This is a genomic window from Streptomyces sp. NPDC006134 (assembly GCF_040628835.1).
GTDB lineage: Bacteria > Actinomycetota > Actinomycetes > Streptomycetales > Streptomycetaceae > Streptomyces.
Map to the genome: position 1 here is coordinate 24,010 of NZ_JBEXTV010000053.1, position 13,577 is coordinate 37,586.

13 protein-coding genes and 1 pseudogene are annotated in these 13,577 nt (G+C 72.4%); 9 read left to right on the top strand and 5 right to left on the bottom strand.

The window, feature by feature from the left end:
- Positions 1-53: 53 nt before the first annotated feature.
- Positions 54-1,679, bottom strand: coding sequence for a malate synthase A (gene aceB, locus ABZ340_RS28360; protein WP_358784677.1), 1,626 nt, complete (start codon positions 1,677-1,679; stop codon positions 54-56).
- A gap of 190 nt (positions 1,680-1,869) precedes the next feature.
- Positions 1,870-2,469: a nucleotidyltransferase family protein gene (locus tag ABZ340_RS28365; protein ID WP_358784678.1), complete on the bottom strand. Its 600-nt coding sequence runs from the start codon at positions 2,467-2,469 to the stop codon at positions 1,870-1,872.
- Positions 2,470-2,679: 210 nt separating this feature from the next.
- Here ABZ340_RS28365 and ABZ340_RS28370 point away from each other — a divergent pair, with 210 nt between their 5' ends.
- Complete coding sequence (locus ABZ340_RS28370) at positions 2,680-3,006, top strand: DUF5955 family protein (RefSeq protein ID WP_358784679.1); 327 nt, start codon at positions 2,680-2,682, stop codon at positions 3,004-3,006.
- A gap of 339 nt (positions 3,007-3,345) precedes the next feature.
- On the opposite strand, the gene ABZ340_RS28375 is transcribed toward ABZ340_RS28370, so the two are convergent.
- Complete coding sequence (locus ABZ340_RS28375) at positions 3,346-4,152, bottom strand: IclR family transcriptional regulator (RefSeq protein WP_358784680.1); 807 nt, start codon at positions 4,150-4,152, stop codon at positions 3,346-3,348.
- A 381-nt stretch (positions 4,153-4,533) separates the two neighbouring features.
- Between ABZ340_RS28375 and allB the strand changes: the two genes are divergently transcribed.
- The gene (allB, locus tag ABZ340_RS28380; protein ID WP_358784681.1) at positions 4,534-5,871 is read left to right on the top strand and encodes an allantoinase AllB; all 1,338 of its coding nucleotides are present in this window, start codon (positions 4,534-4,536) and stop codon (positions 5,869-5,871) included.
- A 75-nt stretch (positions 5,872-5,946) separates the two neighbouring features.
- On the top strand, positions 5,947-7,062 hold the full coding sequence (gene alc / locus ABZ340_RS28385; protein WP_358784682.1) for an allantoicase: 1,116 nt from the start codon (positions 5,947-5,949) through the stop codon (positions 7,060-7,062).
- A 93-nt stretch (positions 7,063-7,155) separates the two neighbouring features.
- Here alc and ABZ340_RS28390 read toward each other — a convergent pair whose 3' ends face one another.
- Entirely contained in the window at positions 7,156-7,827 is a 672-nt protein-coding gene (locus tag ABZ340_RS28390; protein WP_358784683.1) for an SDR family oxidoreductase, read from the bottom strand.
- 1 nt (position 7,828) lies between these two features.
- On the opposite strand from ABZ340_RS28390, the pseudogene ABZ340_RS28395 reads away from it, so the two are divergent.
- A pseudogene (locus tag ABZ340_RS28395) lies at positions 7,829-8,236 on the top strand (GNAT family N-acetyltransferase); the annotation flags it as partial.
- A 90-nt stretch (positions 8,237-8,326) separates the two neighbouring features.
- Here ABZ340_RS28395 and ABZ340_RS28400 read toward each other — a convergent pair.
- Complete coding sequence (locus ABZ340_RS28400; RefSeq protein WP_358784707.1) at positions 8,327-8,869, bottom strand: GNAT family N-acetyltransferase; 543 nt, start codon at positions 8,867-8,869, stop codon at positions 8,327-8,329.
- 199 nt (positions 8,870-9,068) lie between these two features.
- Here ABZ340_RS28400 and ABZ340_RS28405 point away from each other — a divergent pair, with 199 nt between their 5' ends.
- From ABZ340_RS28405 to ABZ340_RS28425, 5 genes are all read left to right on the top strand, one after another.
- On the top strand, positions 9,069-9,698 hold the full coding sequence (locus tag ABZ340_RS28405) for a dihydrofolate reductase family protein (protein ID WP_358784684.1): 630 nt from the start codon (positions 9,069-9,071) through the stop codon (positions 9,696-9,698).
- A gap of 149 nt (positions 9,699-9,847) precedes the next feature.
- A complete protein-coding gene (locus ABZ340_RS28410) occupies positions 9,848-10,243 on the top strand; it encodes a ribonuclease domain-containing protein (RefSeq protein ID WP_358784685.1) in 396 nt (131 codons plus the stop codon).
- A gap of 483 nt (positions 10,244-10,726) precedes the next feature.
- Complete coding sequence (locus ABZ340_RS28415) at positions 10,727-11,056, top strand: TcmI family type II polyketide cyclase (RefSeq protein ID WP_358784686.1); 330 nt, start codon at positions 10,727-10,729, stop codon at positions 11,054-11,056.
- A complete protein-coding gene (locus ABZ340_RS28420) occupies positions 11,053-12,324 on the top strand; it encodes a beta-ketoacyl-[acyl-carrier-protein] synthase family protein (RefSeq protein WP_358784687.1) in 1,272 nt (423 codons plus the stop codon). The genes ABZ340_RS28415 and ABZ340_RS28420 overlap by 4 nt, the downstream gene beginning before the upstream one ends.
- Entirely contained in the window at positions 12,321-13,535 is a 1,215-nt protein-coding gene (locus tag ABZ340_RS28425; protein WP_358784688.1) for a ketosynthase chain-length factor, read from the top strand. The genes ABZ340_RS28420 and ABZ340_RS28425 overlap by 4 nt, the downstream gene beginning before the upstream one ends.
- Positions 13,536-13,577: the final 42 nt, after the last annotated feature.

The window sequence follows — 13,577 nt, forward strand, 5'->3', positions numbered from 1 at the left end:
CGCGCCCCCGGTGCTGTGCGGTACCGGGGGCGCGGGCGGCTCGGCGCGGTGGGTCAGCCCTTGAGCTGCTCGTACGCCGGCAGGGTGAGGAAGTCGGCGTAGTCCTCGTCCAGGGAGACCTTCAGCAGCAGGTCGTGGGCCTCCTGCCAGTGACCGGCCGCGAACGCCTCGTCGCCGATCTCGGCGCGGACGGCGTCCAGCTCCTTGGCGGCGACCTCGCGGGCCAGGTCGGCGGTGACCTTCTCGCCGTTGTCGAGGACGACACCGGCGTTGATCCACTGCCAGATCTGCGAGCGGGAGATCTCGGCGGTGGCCGCGTCCTCCATCAGGTTGAAGATGGCGACGGCGCCCAGGCCCCGCAGCCACGCCTCGATGTACCGGATGCCGACCTGGACGGCGTTGACCAGGCCGTCGTAGGTGGGCTTGGCGTCGAGCGAGTCGATGGCGATGAGGTCCCCGGCCTTGACGTCGACGTCCTCGCGCAGCCGGTCCTTCTGGTTCGGCTTGTCGCCGAGGACCTTGTCGAAGGACTCCATGGCGATCGGCACCAGGTCGGGGTGGGCGACCCAGGAGCCGTCGAAGCCGTCGCCGGCCTCGCGGTCCTTGTCGGCGCGGACCTTCTCGAAGGCGACCTTGTTGACCTCGGGGTCCTTGCGGGAGGGGATGAACGCCGCCATGCCGCCGATCGCGTGCGCGCCGCGCTTGTGGCAGGTGCGCACCAGCAGTTCGGTGTAGGCCCGCATGAACGGGGCGGTCATCGTCACCGCGTTGCGGTCCGGCAGGACGAACTTCTCGCCGCCGTCACGGAAGTTCTTGACGATGGAGAAGAGGTAGTCCCAGCGGCCGGCGTTCAGGCCCGCGGCGTGGTCGCGCAGCTCGTAGAGGATCTCCTCCATCTCGTACGCCGCCGTGATCGTCTCGATCAGGACGGTGGCGCGGACGGTGCCCTGCGGGATGCCGACGTGGTCCTGCGCGAAGACGAAGATCTCGTTCCAGAGGCGGGCCTCCAGGTGCGACTCCGTCTTGGGGAGGTAGAAGTACGGGCCCTTGCCCAGGTCGAGCAGGCGCTGGGCGTTGTGGAAGAAGTACAGGCCGAAGTCGACCAGGGCGCCGGGGACCGGCACGCCGCGCTCGTCGACGAGGTGCCGCTCGTTCAGGTGCCAGCCGCGCGGGCGCATGACGACCGTCGCCAGCTCCTCGTTCGGACGCAGGGCGTAGGACTTGCCGGTCCGCTCGTCCGTGAAGTCGATCTTCCGCGTGTAGGCGTCGATCAGGTTGAGCTGGCCGAGGACGACGTTCTCCCAGGTGGGCGCGGAGGCGTCCTCGAAGTCGGCGAGCCAGACCTTCGCGCCCGAGTTGAGGGCGTTGATGGTCATCTTGCGGTCGGTCGGACCGGTGATCTCGACGCGGCGGTCCTGAAGGGCGGCCGGGGCGGGCGCCACCTTCCAGGAGTCGTCCTCGCGGATCGCGGCGGTTTCCGGGAGGAAGTCGAGCGTGGAGGTGCGGGCGATCTCGGCGCGGCGCTCCGCACGGCGGGCGAGGAGCTCGTCACGCCGGGGCGTGAACCGTCGGTGCAGCTCCGCCACGAAGGCGAGCGCAGCCTCGGTGAGGACCTCCTCCTGCCGGGGCAGGGGCTCGGCGTCGACGATGGCCAGCGGGGACGGCGCTGGTGCGGACATGAGCTGTCACTTCCTTCAGCGAGCTTCGTGGCACGGGGTGTCAGGGGCCCGGACAGGGCGGCCGGCGCCCCGCGGAGCGGTCGGGCACTTCTGAACAGTGGATAGTAGTTTCCTCATGGTGGAAGTTCAATGGTTTGTTGATGTCGAGATTCTCTGAGTCGAGGGAAGGTGGCGCTGGGTGCCACGCCCCTCACTCAAGGTGGAACAGATCGGCCTCGGTGTCGATGTCGTAGGGCCGGGCCACGTCCCCGCACTCGACGAGCGTGATCTCCCGCTCGTGTTCCTTCAGGTAGGCGCGTGCCCCGCGGTCCCCGGTCGCAGTCGCGGCGACGGCGTCCCAGTGGGCCGCGCCGAAGAGGACCGGGTGCCCGCGCACCCCCGCGTACGCGGCCGAGACGAGCGAGAATTCGTCCCGGCAGGCGGCCCGCACGCGCGCCATCGCCTCCGGTCCGATGCCGGGCTGGTCCACCAGCGACACCAGTGCCGCCCGCGCCCCCGTCCCGGCCAGCGAGGCGAGCCCGGCCCGCAGCGACGTGCCCATGCCCCGCTCCCACGCGGGGTTGTCCACCAGGACGCACGCGCCGAGCGATGCGCTGCGGCGTACGGCGTCGGCGCGTGCCCCCAGCACCACGTGCACGCGGACGCAGCCGGCCGCCCGCAAGGCGTCGGCCGCGTGTTCGACGAGGAGTCGTCCCCGGTGTTCGAGCAGTGCCTTCGGGCGTCCGCCGAGCCGCCGTCCGCCCCCGGCGGCGAGGAGCACTCCGGCGACCTGGTCTTCGTTGTCCGTCATGGGTCCTGCATACCCGACCGCCGGCCGGGCAGATGGGGTGCGGGCGGGCGGACGCCAGGCTTCCGAAGGCTGAATTTCGGTCCGCGTGGTGGCGTGTCGCGCACCGGGTGGCGTTTACTGGCCCGCGTCCCCGGCGCCCGCCCAGCGTCCTGGGGCGCTCGGCGTGAGAACGACGTGGAGGCGCACAACGGTGTGCGAGGGGGAGGGGCCGTGCTGCGAAGCGTGGAGCAGGGGTCGGAGCAGAGGCCGGTGTCCGGCGCGGACGAGGACGTGAGGGTGACGGCGCTGCGGACCGCGGTGTCCCGGCTGCGCCGCCGGCTCGCCGTGCTTCCCGCCGAGTTCCCCGACCGGGTCGTCGCCGAGGAGGAGCTGGCCGCGCTCGCGGCGATGGCGGCCCACGGCGTCCCCGAGGTGCCGCGGCTGCGCCGCTCCTTGTTGCTGATCGCCGGGGCGATCGGTTCGGTCAGCGCCCTGTCGGGGGAGCTGGCGGATGTCCGTCACGCCGTGGAGCTCTTCGGAGAGCCGCCGCGGCGGTGAGGCGCCGGGGCCGCCGTGCCCTCCTCGGCCTGGGGCCGAGGGGCGCGACGGGGCGCCGAAGGCCCCAGCCGGAGCCGGGGCCGGGTGCCGCGTGAGGGCGGCGGAGGGCGGCGGTGTGACGGCCGCGGGTGTGGGCCGGGGCGTGACCCGGGAGGCACGGCCGGCCGGCGCCGGGATGCAGTCGGGTCGGCGCCGGGGCGTGGTCGGCCGGTGCCGGCCACGGTCAACCGGTGTCAGCCGGTGCCGGCCACGGTCAACCGGTGTCCGCCGGTATCGGCCACGGTCAACCGGTGTCCGCCGGTATCGGCTGCGGCCGGCCGGCCGAGGGTCGCGGCCGGCTCAGGCCGTCGGGTTGCCGCCCGAGGTGATGAGCGCCTCCGACAGCTCCGCCGCCACCTGCTGCAGCACCGGCACGATCTTCTCCGTCGCCGCTTCCGTGACCCGGCCGGCCGGGCCGGAGATGGAGATGGCCGCCGCGGTGGGGGAGTCGGGCACGGGAACCGCCAGGCAGCGGACGCCGATCTCCTGCTCGTTGTCGTCGACCGCGTACCCCAGCCGCCGCACGTCCTCCAGCGCCGCCAGGAAACCCTCCGGCGTGGTGATCGTCTTGTCGGTGGCGGCCGGCATGCCGGTGCGGGCGAGCAGCGCCCGCACCTCCTCCGGCGGGAAGCCGGCGAGCAGCGCCTTGCCGACGCCGGTGGAGTGCGGCAGGACGCGCCGGCCGACCTCGGTGAACATGCGCATCGAGTGCTTGGACGGCACCTGGGCGACGTACACGATCTCGTCCCCGTCGAGCAGCGCCATGTTGGCCGTCTCGCCGGTCTCCTCCACCAGGCGGGCGAGGTAGGGGCGCGCCCAGGTGCCCAGCAGCCGGGAGGCCGACTCGCCGAGCCGGATCAGGCGCGGGCCGAGCGCGTACCGGCGGTTGGGCTGCTGGCGTACGTACCCGCAGGCCACGAGCGTGCGCATCAGGCGGTGGATGGTGGGCAGGGGCAGTCCGCTGCTCGCGGACAGCTCGCTCAGACCGACCTCCCCGCCCGCGTCCGCCATCCGTTCGAGCAGGTCGAAGGCGCGCTCCAGGGACTGAACGCCACCGCTGGCGGAGGACCTGGCGATGTCGGTGGTGCTGGCGCTGGACGTCGGCACGGCGCGTTCCTTTCGGGGCTGGCGGAGGGCAGAAGCCTACCCGGCAGACGGTTGACTCCCCGCTTGTAGATAGCTACGTTCTGCTTGACGGAATTCTAATTCCGCTTTGTGGAAACGTCCAGGGTCGATCCCGAAGTGGGTCCCGAGGCGGATCCCGAGGTGGGCCCGAGAGGGATCCCGAGGCGGAATCCGAGGGGCCCCTGTCGGTGTGCCTGCGAAAAGTGTGCCCTTGACGGGGGTCGAAGAGGGAGTGAAGACTCCTTCAACAGAACGTTGAAATCCCGTTGTGTGACGGTAGATCCCGTTTCCCGTGAGGGATCCCGGCGGCAGCCCGCCGGAGGTGGACCCGGCAGACGAACGGCGGCAAAGAGAGGGGTTCGGGTGTCCGACGCTGAACTGGTGCTGCGCTCGACGCGTGTCATCACTCCCGAGGGGACGCGCGCCGCTTCGGTCCAGGTGACCGGAGGCACGATCACGGCCGTCCTGCCGTACGACGCGCCCGTGCCGGACGGCGCCCGCCTGGAGGACGTCGGCGACCACGTCGTCCTGCCCGGCCTGGTCGACACCCACGTGCACGTCAACGACCCCGGCCGCACCGAGTGGGAGGGCTTCTGGACCGCCACGCGCGCCGCGGCGGCCGGCGGCATCACGACCCTGGTCGACATGCCCCTCAACTCCCTCCCGCCGACCACCAGCGTCGACCACCTGCGCGTCAAGCAGAAGGTGGCCGCCGACAAGGCCCACATCGACGTCGGCTTCTGGGGCGGCGCCCTGCCCGACAACGTCAAGGACCTGCGCCCGCTGCACGAGGCCGGCGTCTTCGGCTTCAAGTGCTTCCTGTCGCCGTCGGGCGTGGACGAGTTCCCGCACCTGGACCAGGAGCAGCTCGCCCGGTCGATGGCGGAGATCGCCTCCTTCGGCGGCCTGCTCATCGTGCACGCCGAGGACCCGCACCACCTCGCCGCCGCCCCGCAGAAGGGCGGCCCCAAGTACGCCCACTTCCTCGCCAGCCGCCCGCGCGACGCCGAGGACACGGCCATCGCCAACCTGATCGCGCAGGCCAAGCGGTTCGACGCGCGCGTGCACATCCTCCACCTGTCCTCCAGCGACGCGCTGCCGCTGATCGCCGAGGCCCGGGCCGAGGGCGTCCGCGTCACCGTGGAGACGTGCCCCCACTACCTGGCCCTGACGGCGGAGGAAGTCCCGGACGGCGCCAGCGAGTTCAAGTGCTGCCCGCCCATCCGCGAGGCCGCCAACCAGGACCTGCTGTGGCAGGCGCTGGCCGACGGCACCATCGACTGCATCGTCACCGACCACTCGCCCTCCACGCCCGACCTGAAGACGGACGACTTCGCCACCTCCTGGGGCGGCATCTCCGGCCTCCAGCTCAGCCTGGCGGCGGTGTGGACCGCGGCCCGCGAGCGGGGCCACTCCCTGGAGGACGTCGTCCGCTGGATGTCGACGGCCACCGCCAACCTGGTGGGCCTGGACCGCAAGGGCGCCATCGAGGCCGGCCGCGACGCCGACTTCGCCGTCGTCGCCCCGGACGAGACCTTCACCGTCGACCCGGCCTCCCTCCAGCACCGCAACCGCGTCACCGCGTACGCGGGCCGCACCCTGCACGGCGTCGTGAAGTCCACCTGGCTGCGCGGACAGCGCATCGTGGCGGACGGCGACTTCACCGAACCGAAGGGGCAGCTCCTGACCCGGACGCCCTGAGCGCACCGCCGGCGTCCCCTCCCGACCATCCGCATCCGCACCGTACCGACTCCCGAAAGGCAGGACCTGATCCCCGTGACGGCGATTCCCAGCTTCACCGGCGACGCGAACCCCTACGGAGGCGGCGACCCGTACGCGGACTACCGCACCGCCGACTTCCCCTTCACCCACCACGCCAACCTCGCCGACCGGCAGCTCGGCGCCGGTGTCATCGCCGCCAACGACGAGTTCTTCGCCCAGCGCGAGAACCTGCTGGTGCCCGAGCGCGCCGAGTTCGACCCCGAGCACTTCGGGCACAAGGGCAAGGTCATGGACGGCTGGGAGACCCGCCGGCGCCGCGGCGTGTCCGCCGAGCACCCCTGGCCGACCGAGGACGACCACGACTGGGCGCTCATCCGCCTCGGCGCGCCCGGCGTGATCCGCGGGATCGTCGTCGACACCGCCCACTTCCGCGGCAACTACCCGCAGGCGGTCTCCGTCGAGGGCGCCAGCGTGCCCGGCTCCCCGTCGCCCGAGGAACTCCTCGCGGACGACGTGAAGTGGACGACGCTGGTCCCGCGCACCGCGATCGGCGGCCACGCGGCCAACGGCTTCGCCGTCACCGCCGAGCAGCGCTTCACCCACCTGCGCCTCAAGCAGCACCCCGACGGCGGCATCGCCCGCCTGCGCGTGTACGGCGAGGTCGTCCCGGACCCGAAGTGGCTGGCGGCGCTCGGCACCTTCGACGTGGTCGCCCTGGAGAACGGCGGCCAGGTCGAGGACGCCTCCAACCTCTTCTACTCGCCCGCCACCAACACCATCCAGCCGGGCCGCTCCCGCAAGATGGACGACGGCTGGGAGACCCGCCGCCGCCGCGACCAGGGCAACGACTGGATCCGCTACCGGCTGGTGGACCGCTCGCAGATCCGCGCCATCGAGATCGACACCGCCTACCTCAAGGGCAACTCGGCCGGCTGGGCGTCGGTGTCCGTCAAGGACGGCGAGGACGGCGAGTGGCGCGAGGTCCTCCCGCGCACCCGGATGCAGCCCGACACCAACCACCGCTTCGTCCTGCCGGAGCCGGCCGTCGGCACGCACGCGCGCGTGGACATCTTCCCCGACGGCGGCATCTCCCGCCTGCGCCTGTTCGGCTCGCTGACCGAGGACGGCGCGGACCACCTCGCCGCCCGCCACCAGGAACTGGGCGGCTGACCGATCCACCCGGACCCGCGAGGCGCCCCGGCCTGACAGCACCGGGGCGCCTCGCGCGCCTTCTCCTCGCCGAGGGGCACGGAGGGGCTCACGTCACGCCGCGTGCCCGCCGTCCACGGCGAACTCCGCGCCCGTCACGTACGCCGCTCCCGCCAGGTACGCGACCATCGACGCCACCTCGCCGGCCGTCCCGAAGCGGCCCAGCGCGGTCATCGCCGCCTGGCCGTCCGCGTACGGGCCGTCCGCCGGGTTCATGCCAGTGTCGACCGGGCCGGGATGGACGATGTTCGCCGTGATCCCGCGCGGGCCCAGCTCCCGGGCCAGCGCCTTGGTGAGGCCCACCAGGGCGGCCTTGCTCATCGCGTACAGCGTCCCGCCGGGCCCCGGCACCCGCAGCGCCATGCAGCTGCCTATGGTGATGATCCGGCCGCCCGCCGTCATCCGGGACGCGGCGGCCTGCGAGGCCAGGAAGACACCGCGCACGTTCACCGCGAGGACACGGTCGACGTCGGCGGGCGACAGGCTCTCCAGCGGGCCGAGCAGGCCCACGCCCGCGTTGTTCACCAGGATGTCGAGGCGGTCCCCGAACGTCACCGCCCGCTCCACGGCCCCCGCCGCCTCGCCCGCGTCGGCCGCGTCCGCGCGCAGCGCCACCGCCCGGCGCCCCAGCGCCCGGACGGCCCGTACGACGTCCTCGGCCGCCTCCTTGTTCCCGGCGTAGGTCACGGCCACGTCCGCGCCCTGGCGGGCCAGCCGCAGCGCCACCGATCACTCCCGTTACTGGGGCGAACGGGACCTTCGGTCTCTGCACGTGCTGGCTCTTGTGCAGGAGTTCGGTTCCACCTGCTTGGCCGCCCGGGCCGAGGACGGGATCCGCGGGTACGTCTTCGGGTTCGTCACCCCGGACGGCACCGGGTACGTGCATCTGATCGCCACGCGGGACGATGCCCGTGGCGCCGGTCTCGGGCGCCGTCTGTACGCGGCGTTCGCCGAAGCGGCGGAACGTCACGGTGCGCGGAGGCTGAAGGCGATCACGTCCGTCGGGAACGCCGGATCGATCGCCTTCCACCGCCGTCTCGGCTTCGAGGCGCAGATCGTCGACGACTACGACGGCCCCGGCCGGGCCATGGCCGTCTTCCACCGGGATCTGCCGTTCGGCGTCTCACGGCCCTGACTCCACCAGCCGTCACCGGTGTGCGCACAAGCCGCCAGGCGCGGCAGAGCCCGCGGTCCGCTGCGAGGCCGCAGCCACGCGTCGCCGCCGTCAGCGAGGGGCTGCGGCGTACTGGTCCGACGACAGCTCGAACACCCGCACTCGGCGGCCGTAGGCGGGGCTTACGGTCTCACGGACCGGACGCATCCCCAGTTTGGCCATGATCCGTTCGGAGGCGTCGTTGCCCACTTGAGCGATGCTGACGATCCGCTCCAGCCCCCGCTCTTCGAACCCGAACCGTACGGCGGCGGCAGCGGCCTCGGTGGCCAGGCCCTGCCCCCAGTGGGAGCGTCCCAGCCGCCAGCCGACCTCGACCGCCGGCAGGACCTCCGGCAGGAAGTGCGGCACCGAGAGGCCGGTGAACCCGGCCAGCTCACCCGTGGACCGGATCTCCACGGCGAACAGGCCGAAGCCCCGTGACTCCCACTCGCCCTCCCACGCCCGGATCCCGTCGCGGGTCTGCTGTTCGTCACGGACGCTGCCGTCACGGATCCACCGCATGACCTCGGGGTCGGCATGGAGGGCGGCCATGGGTGCGACGTCTTCCTCACGCCAGCGACGCAGGATCAAACGAGGAGTCTCCAGCCTGACCATCCGATCATTCTGGATCATGAACGGGCTCTCCACCACCCTCACCGGACACTTTCGGTACACCTCCCGGGAGCGGTGGCGGTGGTTTCCACCCGGCCCGGGAAGGGGGCGGGTGAGGCGCCGTGCGGGGCACCGATGAGTTGCGGGGGCCGGTGGGGTCTGAGGTGATGACACGGACCCCGAGCACAGAGAGGCACCCGCCATGGGCAAGCTCGTCCTCACCACCTTCCTCACCCTCGACGGCGTCTACCAGGCCCCCGGCGGACCGCAGGAGGACACCCGCGACGGCTTCGGCCAGGGCGGCTGGAGCGTCCCGTACGCCGACGAGGACTTCGGCCGGTTCGTCGACGAGGTCTTCGGCCGCGTCGGCGCCTTCCTCCTGGGCCGCTGTACGTACGACATCTTCGCCTCCTACTGGCCGAAGGTGACGGACCCCGCCGACCCGGTCGCCGGCAAGCTGAACGGCCTGCCCAAGTACGTCGTCTCCACCACCCTGGACCGGCCGGAGTGGGCGGGCGCGGCCGTGGTCCGCGGCGACCTCGCCAAGGAGGTCGCCGCCCTGAAGGAGCGCACCGACGGCGAGCTCCAGGTGCACGGCAGCGGCGCACTCGCCCAGTCCCTGTTCGCCCTGGACCTGATCGACACCGTCCACCTGCTGACCTTCCCGGTCGTGCTCGGCGCCGGACGCCGCCTCTTCCCGGAGGGCGCCGTGCCGACCGCGTTCCGGCACACCGGCGGACGCGTCACCACCACCGGGGTGTCCATCCAGTCGTACGACCTGGCGGGCCGCCCCGAGTACGGCTCGTACGAGCTCCCGGAGACGGACGCCTGAGGCGGGCGGCGGCGCGGCTCACCGGCCTGCCGCCCGTGGTGAGCGGGACCCGGGCGACAGGTTAACTGCCCGGGAACACAGGGGACTTGAGGTGAAATTCCGTGGATTGTCATTGACATGCCGACGTCTACGCGCGTCATCATGACGGCATGAGATTCCCCCCACGCGCCACTCGGACCGGCGCCGCAGCCGCTCTCCTGTCCGCCCTCCTCGTGGGCGGCACCGTCTCCGCGACCCCGGCCGCCGCCGCCCCCGCGGCGGTCGGCAGCATCTGCTACAGCGACCTGCCGTCCCAGGCCCACGACACGCTCGGCCTGATCGAGCGGGGCGGCCCCTTCCCGTACGAACAGGACGGCACGGTCTTCCGGAACCGGGAAGGCATCCTGCCCTCCCGGCCGACCGGCTACTACCACGAGTACACCGTGATCACGCCCGGCTCCTCCACGCGCGGCGCGCGCCGCATCGTCACGGGTGAGGGGTACCAGGAGGACTACTACACCGCCGACCACTACGCCTCGTTCGACCTGGTGGACCACGACTGCTGAGCGCGGTCCAGGTATCACCGGCACGCGGATGTGTGGCCCCGCGGCCCCGGGAGGGGTGCGGGGCCACTGTCGTGTCCGGGGGCGGAGGCTCGCGTGACAGTCGTCTGGCCTCGCCCTGCCGTTCGGTGACGTTGCTGCGGTGGGGCTGAGGAACCTGACGTAATCCTGAACAGATGTTCCTTGAATATGCGTGCGGAACCCAGAACTCTTGAAGGCGGGATCGGGTGTGCCGCCGGCCGGACCCACTCGTTCCAGGAGAACTCCCGTCGAGGACTGTCCGGGAAGCACGGCCGACCCCGCCCCGTCCGCGAGTCCGCGAGCCCACGAGCCCACGAGTCCGCGAGCCCACGAGCCTTCGTGCCGCGCGAGCGCGCCGGCGCCCCGTCGCGCCGACATGTGTGGCGCGTACATGACATAGACCTGCGATCCGGCGTCCGGCCTGACCCGACCCCGGCACCACCGCCGAACCAAGGAGCACGTCCCATGCACAGCACACTGATCGTCGCCCGCATGGCGCCCGAGTCGAGTGCCGAGGTGGCGAAGCTGTTCACCGCGTTCGACACCACCGAGATGCCGCACCGGATGGGAACACGGCGACGCCAGCTGTTCTCCTACCGGGGCCTGTACTTCCACCTCCAGGACTTCGACACCGCCGACGGCGGCGAGCGCATCGAAGCCGCCAAGACCGACCCGCGCTTCATCGGGATCAGCAACGACCTGAAGCCGTTCATCGAAGCGTACGACCCGGCGACCTGGCGCTCCCCGGCGGACGCCATGGCGACCCGCTTCTACGCGTGGGAGGCGTCGGAGTGACGGCACGGCGGGTGGTCATCACCGGGCTGGAGGTCCTCGCCCCCGGGGGTGTCGGCACCAAGAACTTCTGGAGTCTGCTCAGCGAGGGCCGCACGGCGACCCGCGGCATCACCTTCTTCGACCCCTCTCCCTTCCGTTCCCGGGTCGCCGCCGAGATCGACTTCGACGCGTACGCGCACGGACTGTCCCCCCAGGAGATCCGCAGGATGGACCGCGCGGCCCAGTTCGCCGTGGTCGCGGCGCGCGGCGCGGTCGCCGACAGCGGCATCGAGACGGACACGCTCGACCCGTACCGGATCGGTGTGACCGTGGGCAGCGCGGTCGGCGCCACCATGGGACTGGACCAGGAGTACCGCGTCGTCAGCGACGGCGGCCGGCTCGACCTCGTGGACCACGAGTACGCCGTCCCGCACCTGTACGACCATCTGGTGCCCAGCTCCTTCGCGGCCGAGGTCGCCTGGGCCGTGGGCGCGCAGGGACCGAGCACCGTCGTCTCCACCGGCTGCACCTCCGGCATCGACTCGGTCGGCTACGCCGCCGAGCTGATCCGGGAGGGCTCCGCCGATGTCATGGTCGCCGGGTCGTCGGACGCCCCGATCTCGCCGATCACCATGGCGTGCTTCGACGCGATCAAGGCCACCACACCGCGTTTCGACGACCCGGCCACCGCCTCGCGCCCCTTCGACGGCACCCGCAACGGGTTCGTCCTGGGCGAGGGCGCCGCCGTCTTCGTCCTGGAGGAACTGCGGGCCGCCCGGGCGCGCGGCGCGCACATCTACGCGGAGATCGCGGGGTACGCCACGCGCAGCAACGCCTACCACATGACCGGGCTGCGGCCCGACGGCGCGGAGATGGCCGAGGCGATCCGGGTGGCGCTCGACGAGGCCCGGCTCGACCCGCGGGAGATCGACTACATCAACGCCCACGGCTCCGGCACCAAGCAGAACGACCGGCACGAGACCGCCGCCTTCAAGAGGAGCCTCGGCGAGCACGCCTACCGCACCCCCGTCAGCTCCATCAAGTCGATGGTCGGGCACTCGCTGGGCGCCATCGGCTCCATCGAGATCGCCGCGTCCGTGCTGGCCATGGAGTACGACGTGATCCCCCCGACGGCCAATCTGCACACCCCCGACCCCGAATGCGACCTGGACTACGTGCCGCTCACGGCACGGGACCAGCTCACCGACGTGGTCCTCACCGTGGGCAGCGGCTTCGGCGGGTTCCAGAGCGCGATGGTGCTGGCCGACCCGGAGCGGAGCGCGGCATGAGCACCTCGGTGGTCGTCACCGGACTGGGCGTCGCGGCACCGAACGGGCTCGGCACCACGCCGTACTGGGCGGCGACGCTCGACGGCAGGAGCGCGATCGGGCGCCTCACCCGCTTCGACCCCTCGCGGTACCCGGCCCGGCTGGCCGGGGAGATCACCGGCTTCGTCGCCGAGGAGCACCTGCCCAGCCGGCTGATCCCGCAGACCGACCGCATGACGCGGATCGCGCTGGCCGCCGCCGACTGGGCACTGGAGGACGCCGGGGTACGGCCCGGGGAGCTGGGCGAGTTCGACATGGGCGTCGTCACGGCCAGCGCCTCCGGCGGCTTCGAGTTCGGGCAGGGCGAGCTGCGGAAGCTGTGGAGCCAGGGCGGTCAGTACGTCTCCGCGTACCAGTCCTTCGCCTGGTTCTACGCCGTCAACAGCGGCCAGATATCCATCCGCCACGGCATGAAGGGACCGAGCGGCGTGGTCGTCAGCGACCAGGCCGGCGGCCTGGACGCGGTGGCGCAGGCCCGGCGGCAGATCCGCAAGGGCACCCGGCTGATCGTCTCCGGCGCGGTCGACGCGTCCCTGTGCCCCTGGGGCTGGGTGGCGCAACTGGCGAGCGGCCGGCTCAGCACGAGCGACGAACCGGCCGCGGCATACCTCCCCTTCGACCGCCGGGCGCGGGGCCACGTACCCGGCGAGGGCGGCGCGATCCTCGTGCTGGAGCGGGCGGAGGAGGCCGCGCGACGGGGAGCCCGCCGCTACGGGGAGATCGCCGGGTACGGCGCGACCATCGACCCCAGGGGAGGCGCCCCGGACGGGGAGGGCCTGCGCAAGGCCGCCGAACTCGCCCTCGCCGACGCGGGCCTGGAGACGGCCGACGTCGACGTGGTGTTCGCGGACGCCGCGGGCGACCCGGACCTCGACCGGGCCGAGGCCGCCGCCCTCGTCGCCCTGTTCGGCCCGCGCGGTGTGCCGGTGACCGCCCCCAAGACCATGACCGGACGCCTGTATTCGGGGGCGGCCCCGCTCGACGTGGCCGCCGCGCTCCTCGCCGTCCGGGACCGGGTCGTCCCGCCGTCGGTCCACACCGACCCCGCCCCCGAGTACGGCCTCGACCTGGTCGTGGGACGGCCGCGTCCCGCGCCCGTGCGCACCGCCCTGGTGCTGGCCCGCGGCCACGGAGGGTTCAACTCCGCCCTGATCGTCCGGGCCGCGCGGTGACATCGCGCACCGCCGCACCGCCGCACCGCCGCACCGCCGCAC

Bases quoted from the DNA above. Each gene is read 5' to 3' on its own strand.
- aceB (WP_358784677.1), bottom strand. From the start codon at position 1,679: ATGTCCGCACCAGCGCCGTCCCCGCTGGCCATCGTCGACGCCGAGCCC.
- ABZ340_RS28365 (WP_358784678.1), bottom strand. From the start codon at position 2,469: ATGACGGACAACGAAGACCAGGTCGCCGGAGTGCTCCTCGCCGCCGGG.
- ABZ340_RS28400 (WP_358784707.1), bottom strand. From the start codon at position 8,869: ATGGTCAGGCTGGAGACTCCTCGTTTGATCCTGCGTCGCTGGCGTGAG.
- ABZ340_RS28405 (WP_358784684.1), top strand. From the start codon at position 9,069: ATGGGCAAGCTCGTCCTCACCACCTTCCTCACCCTCGACGGCGTCTAC.
- ABZ340_RS28410 (WP_358784685.1), top strand. From the start codon at position 9,848: ATGAGATTCCCCCCACGCGCCACTCGGACCGGCGCCGCAGCCGCTCTC.
- ABZ340_RS28415 (WP_358784686.1), top strand. From the start codon at position 10,727: ATGCACAGCACACTGATCGTCGCCCGCATGGCGCCCGAGTCGAGTGCC.
- ABZ340_RS28425 (WP_358784688.1), top strand. From the start codon at position 12,321: ATGAGCACCTCGGTGGTCGTCACCGGACTGGGCGTCGCGGCACCGAAC.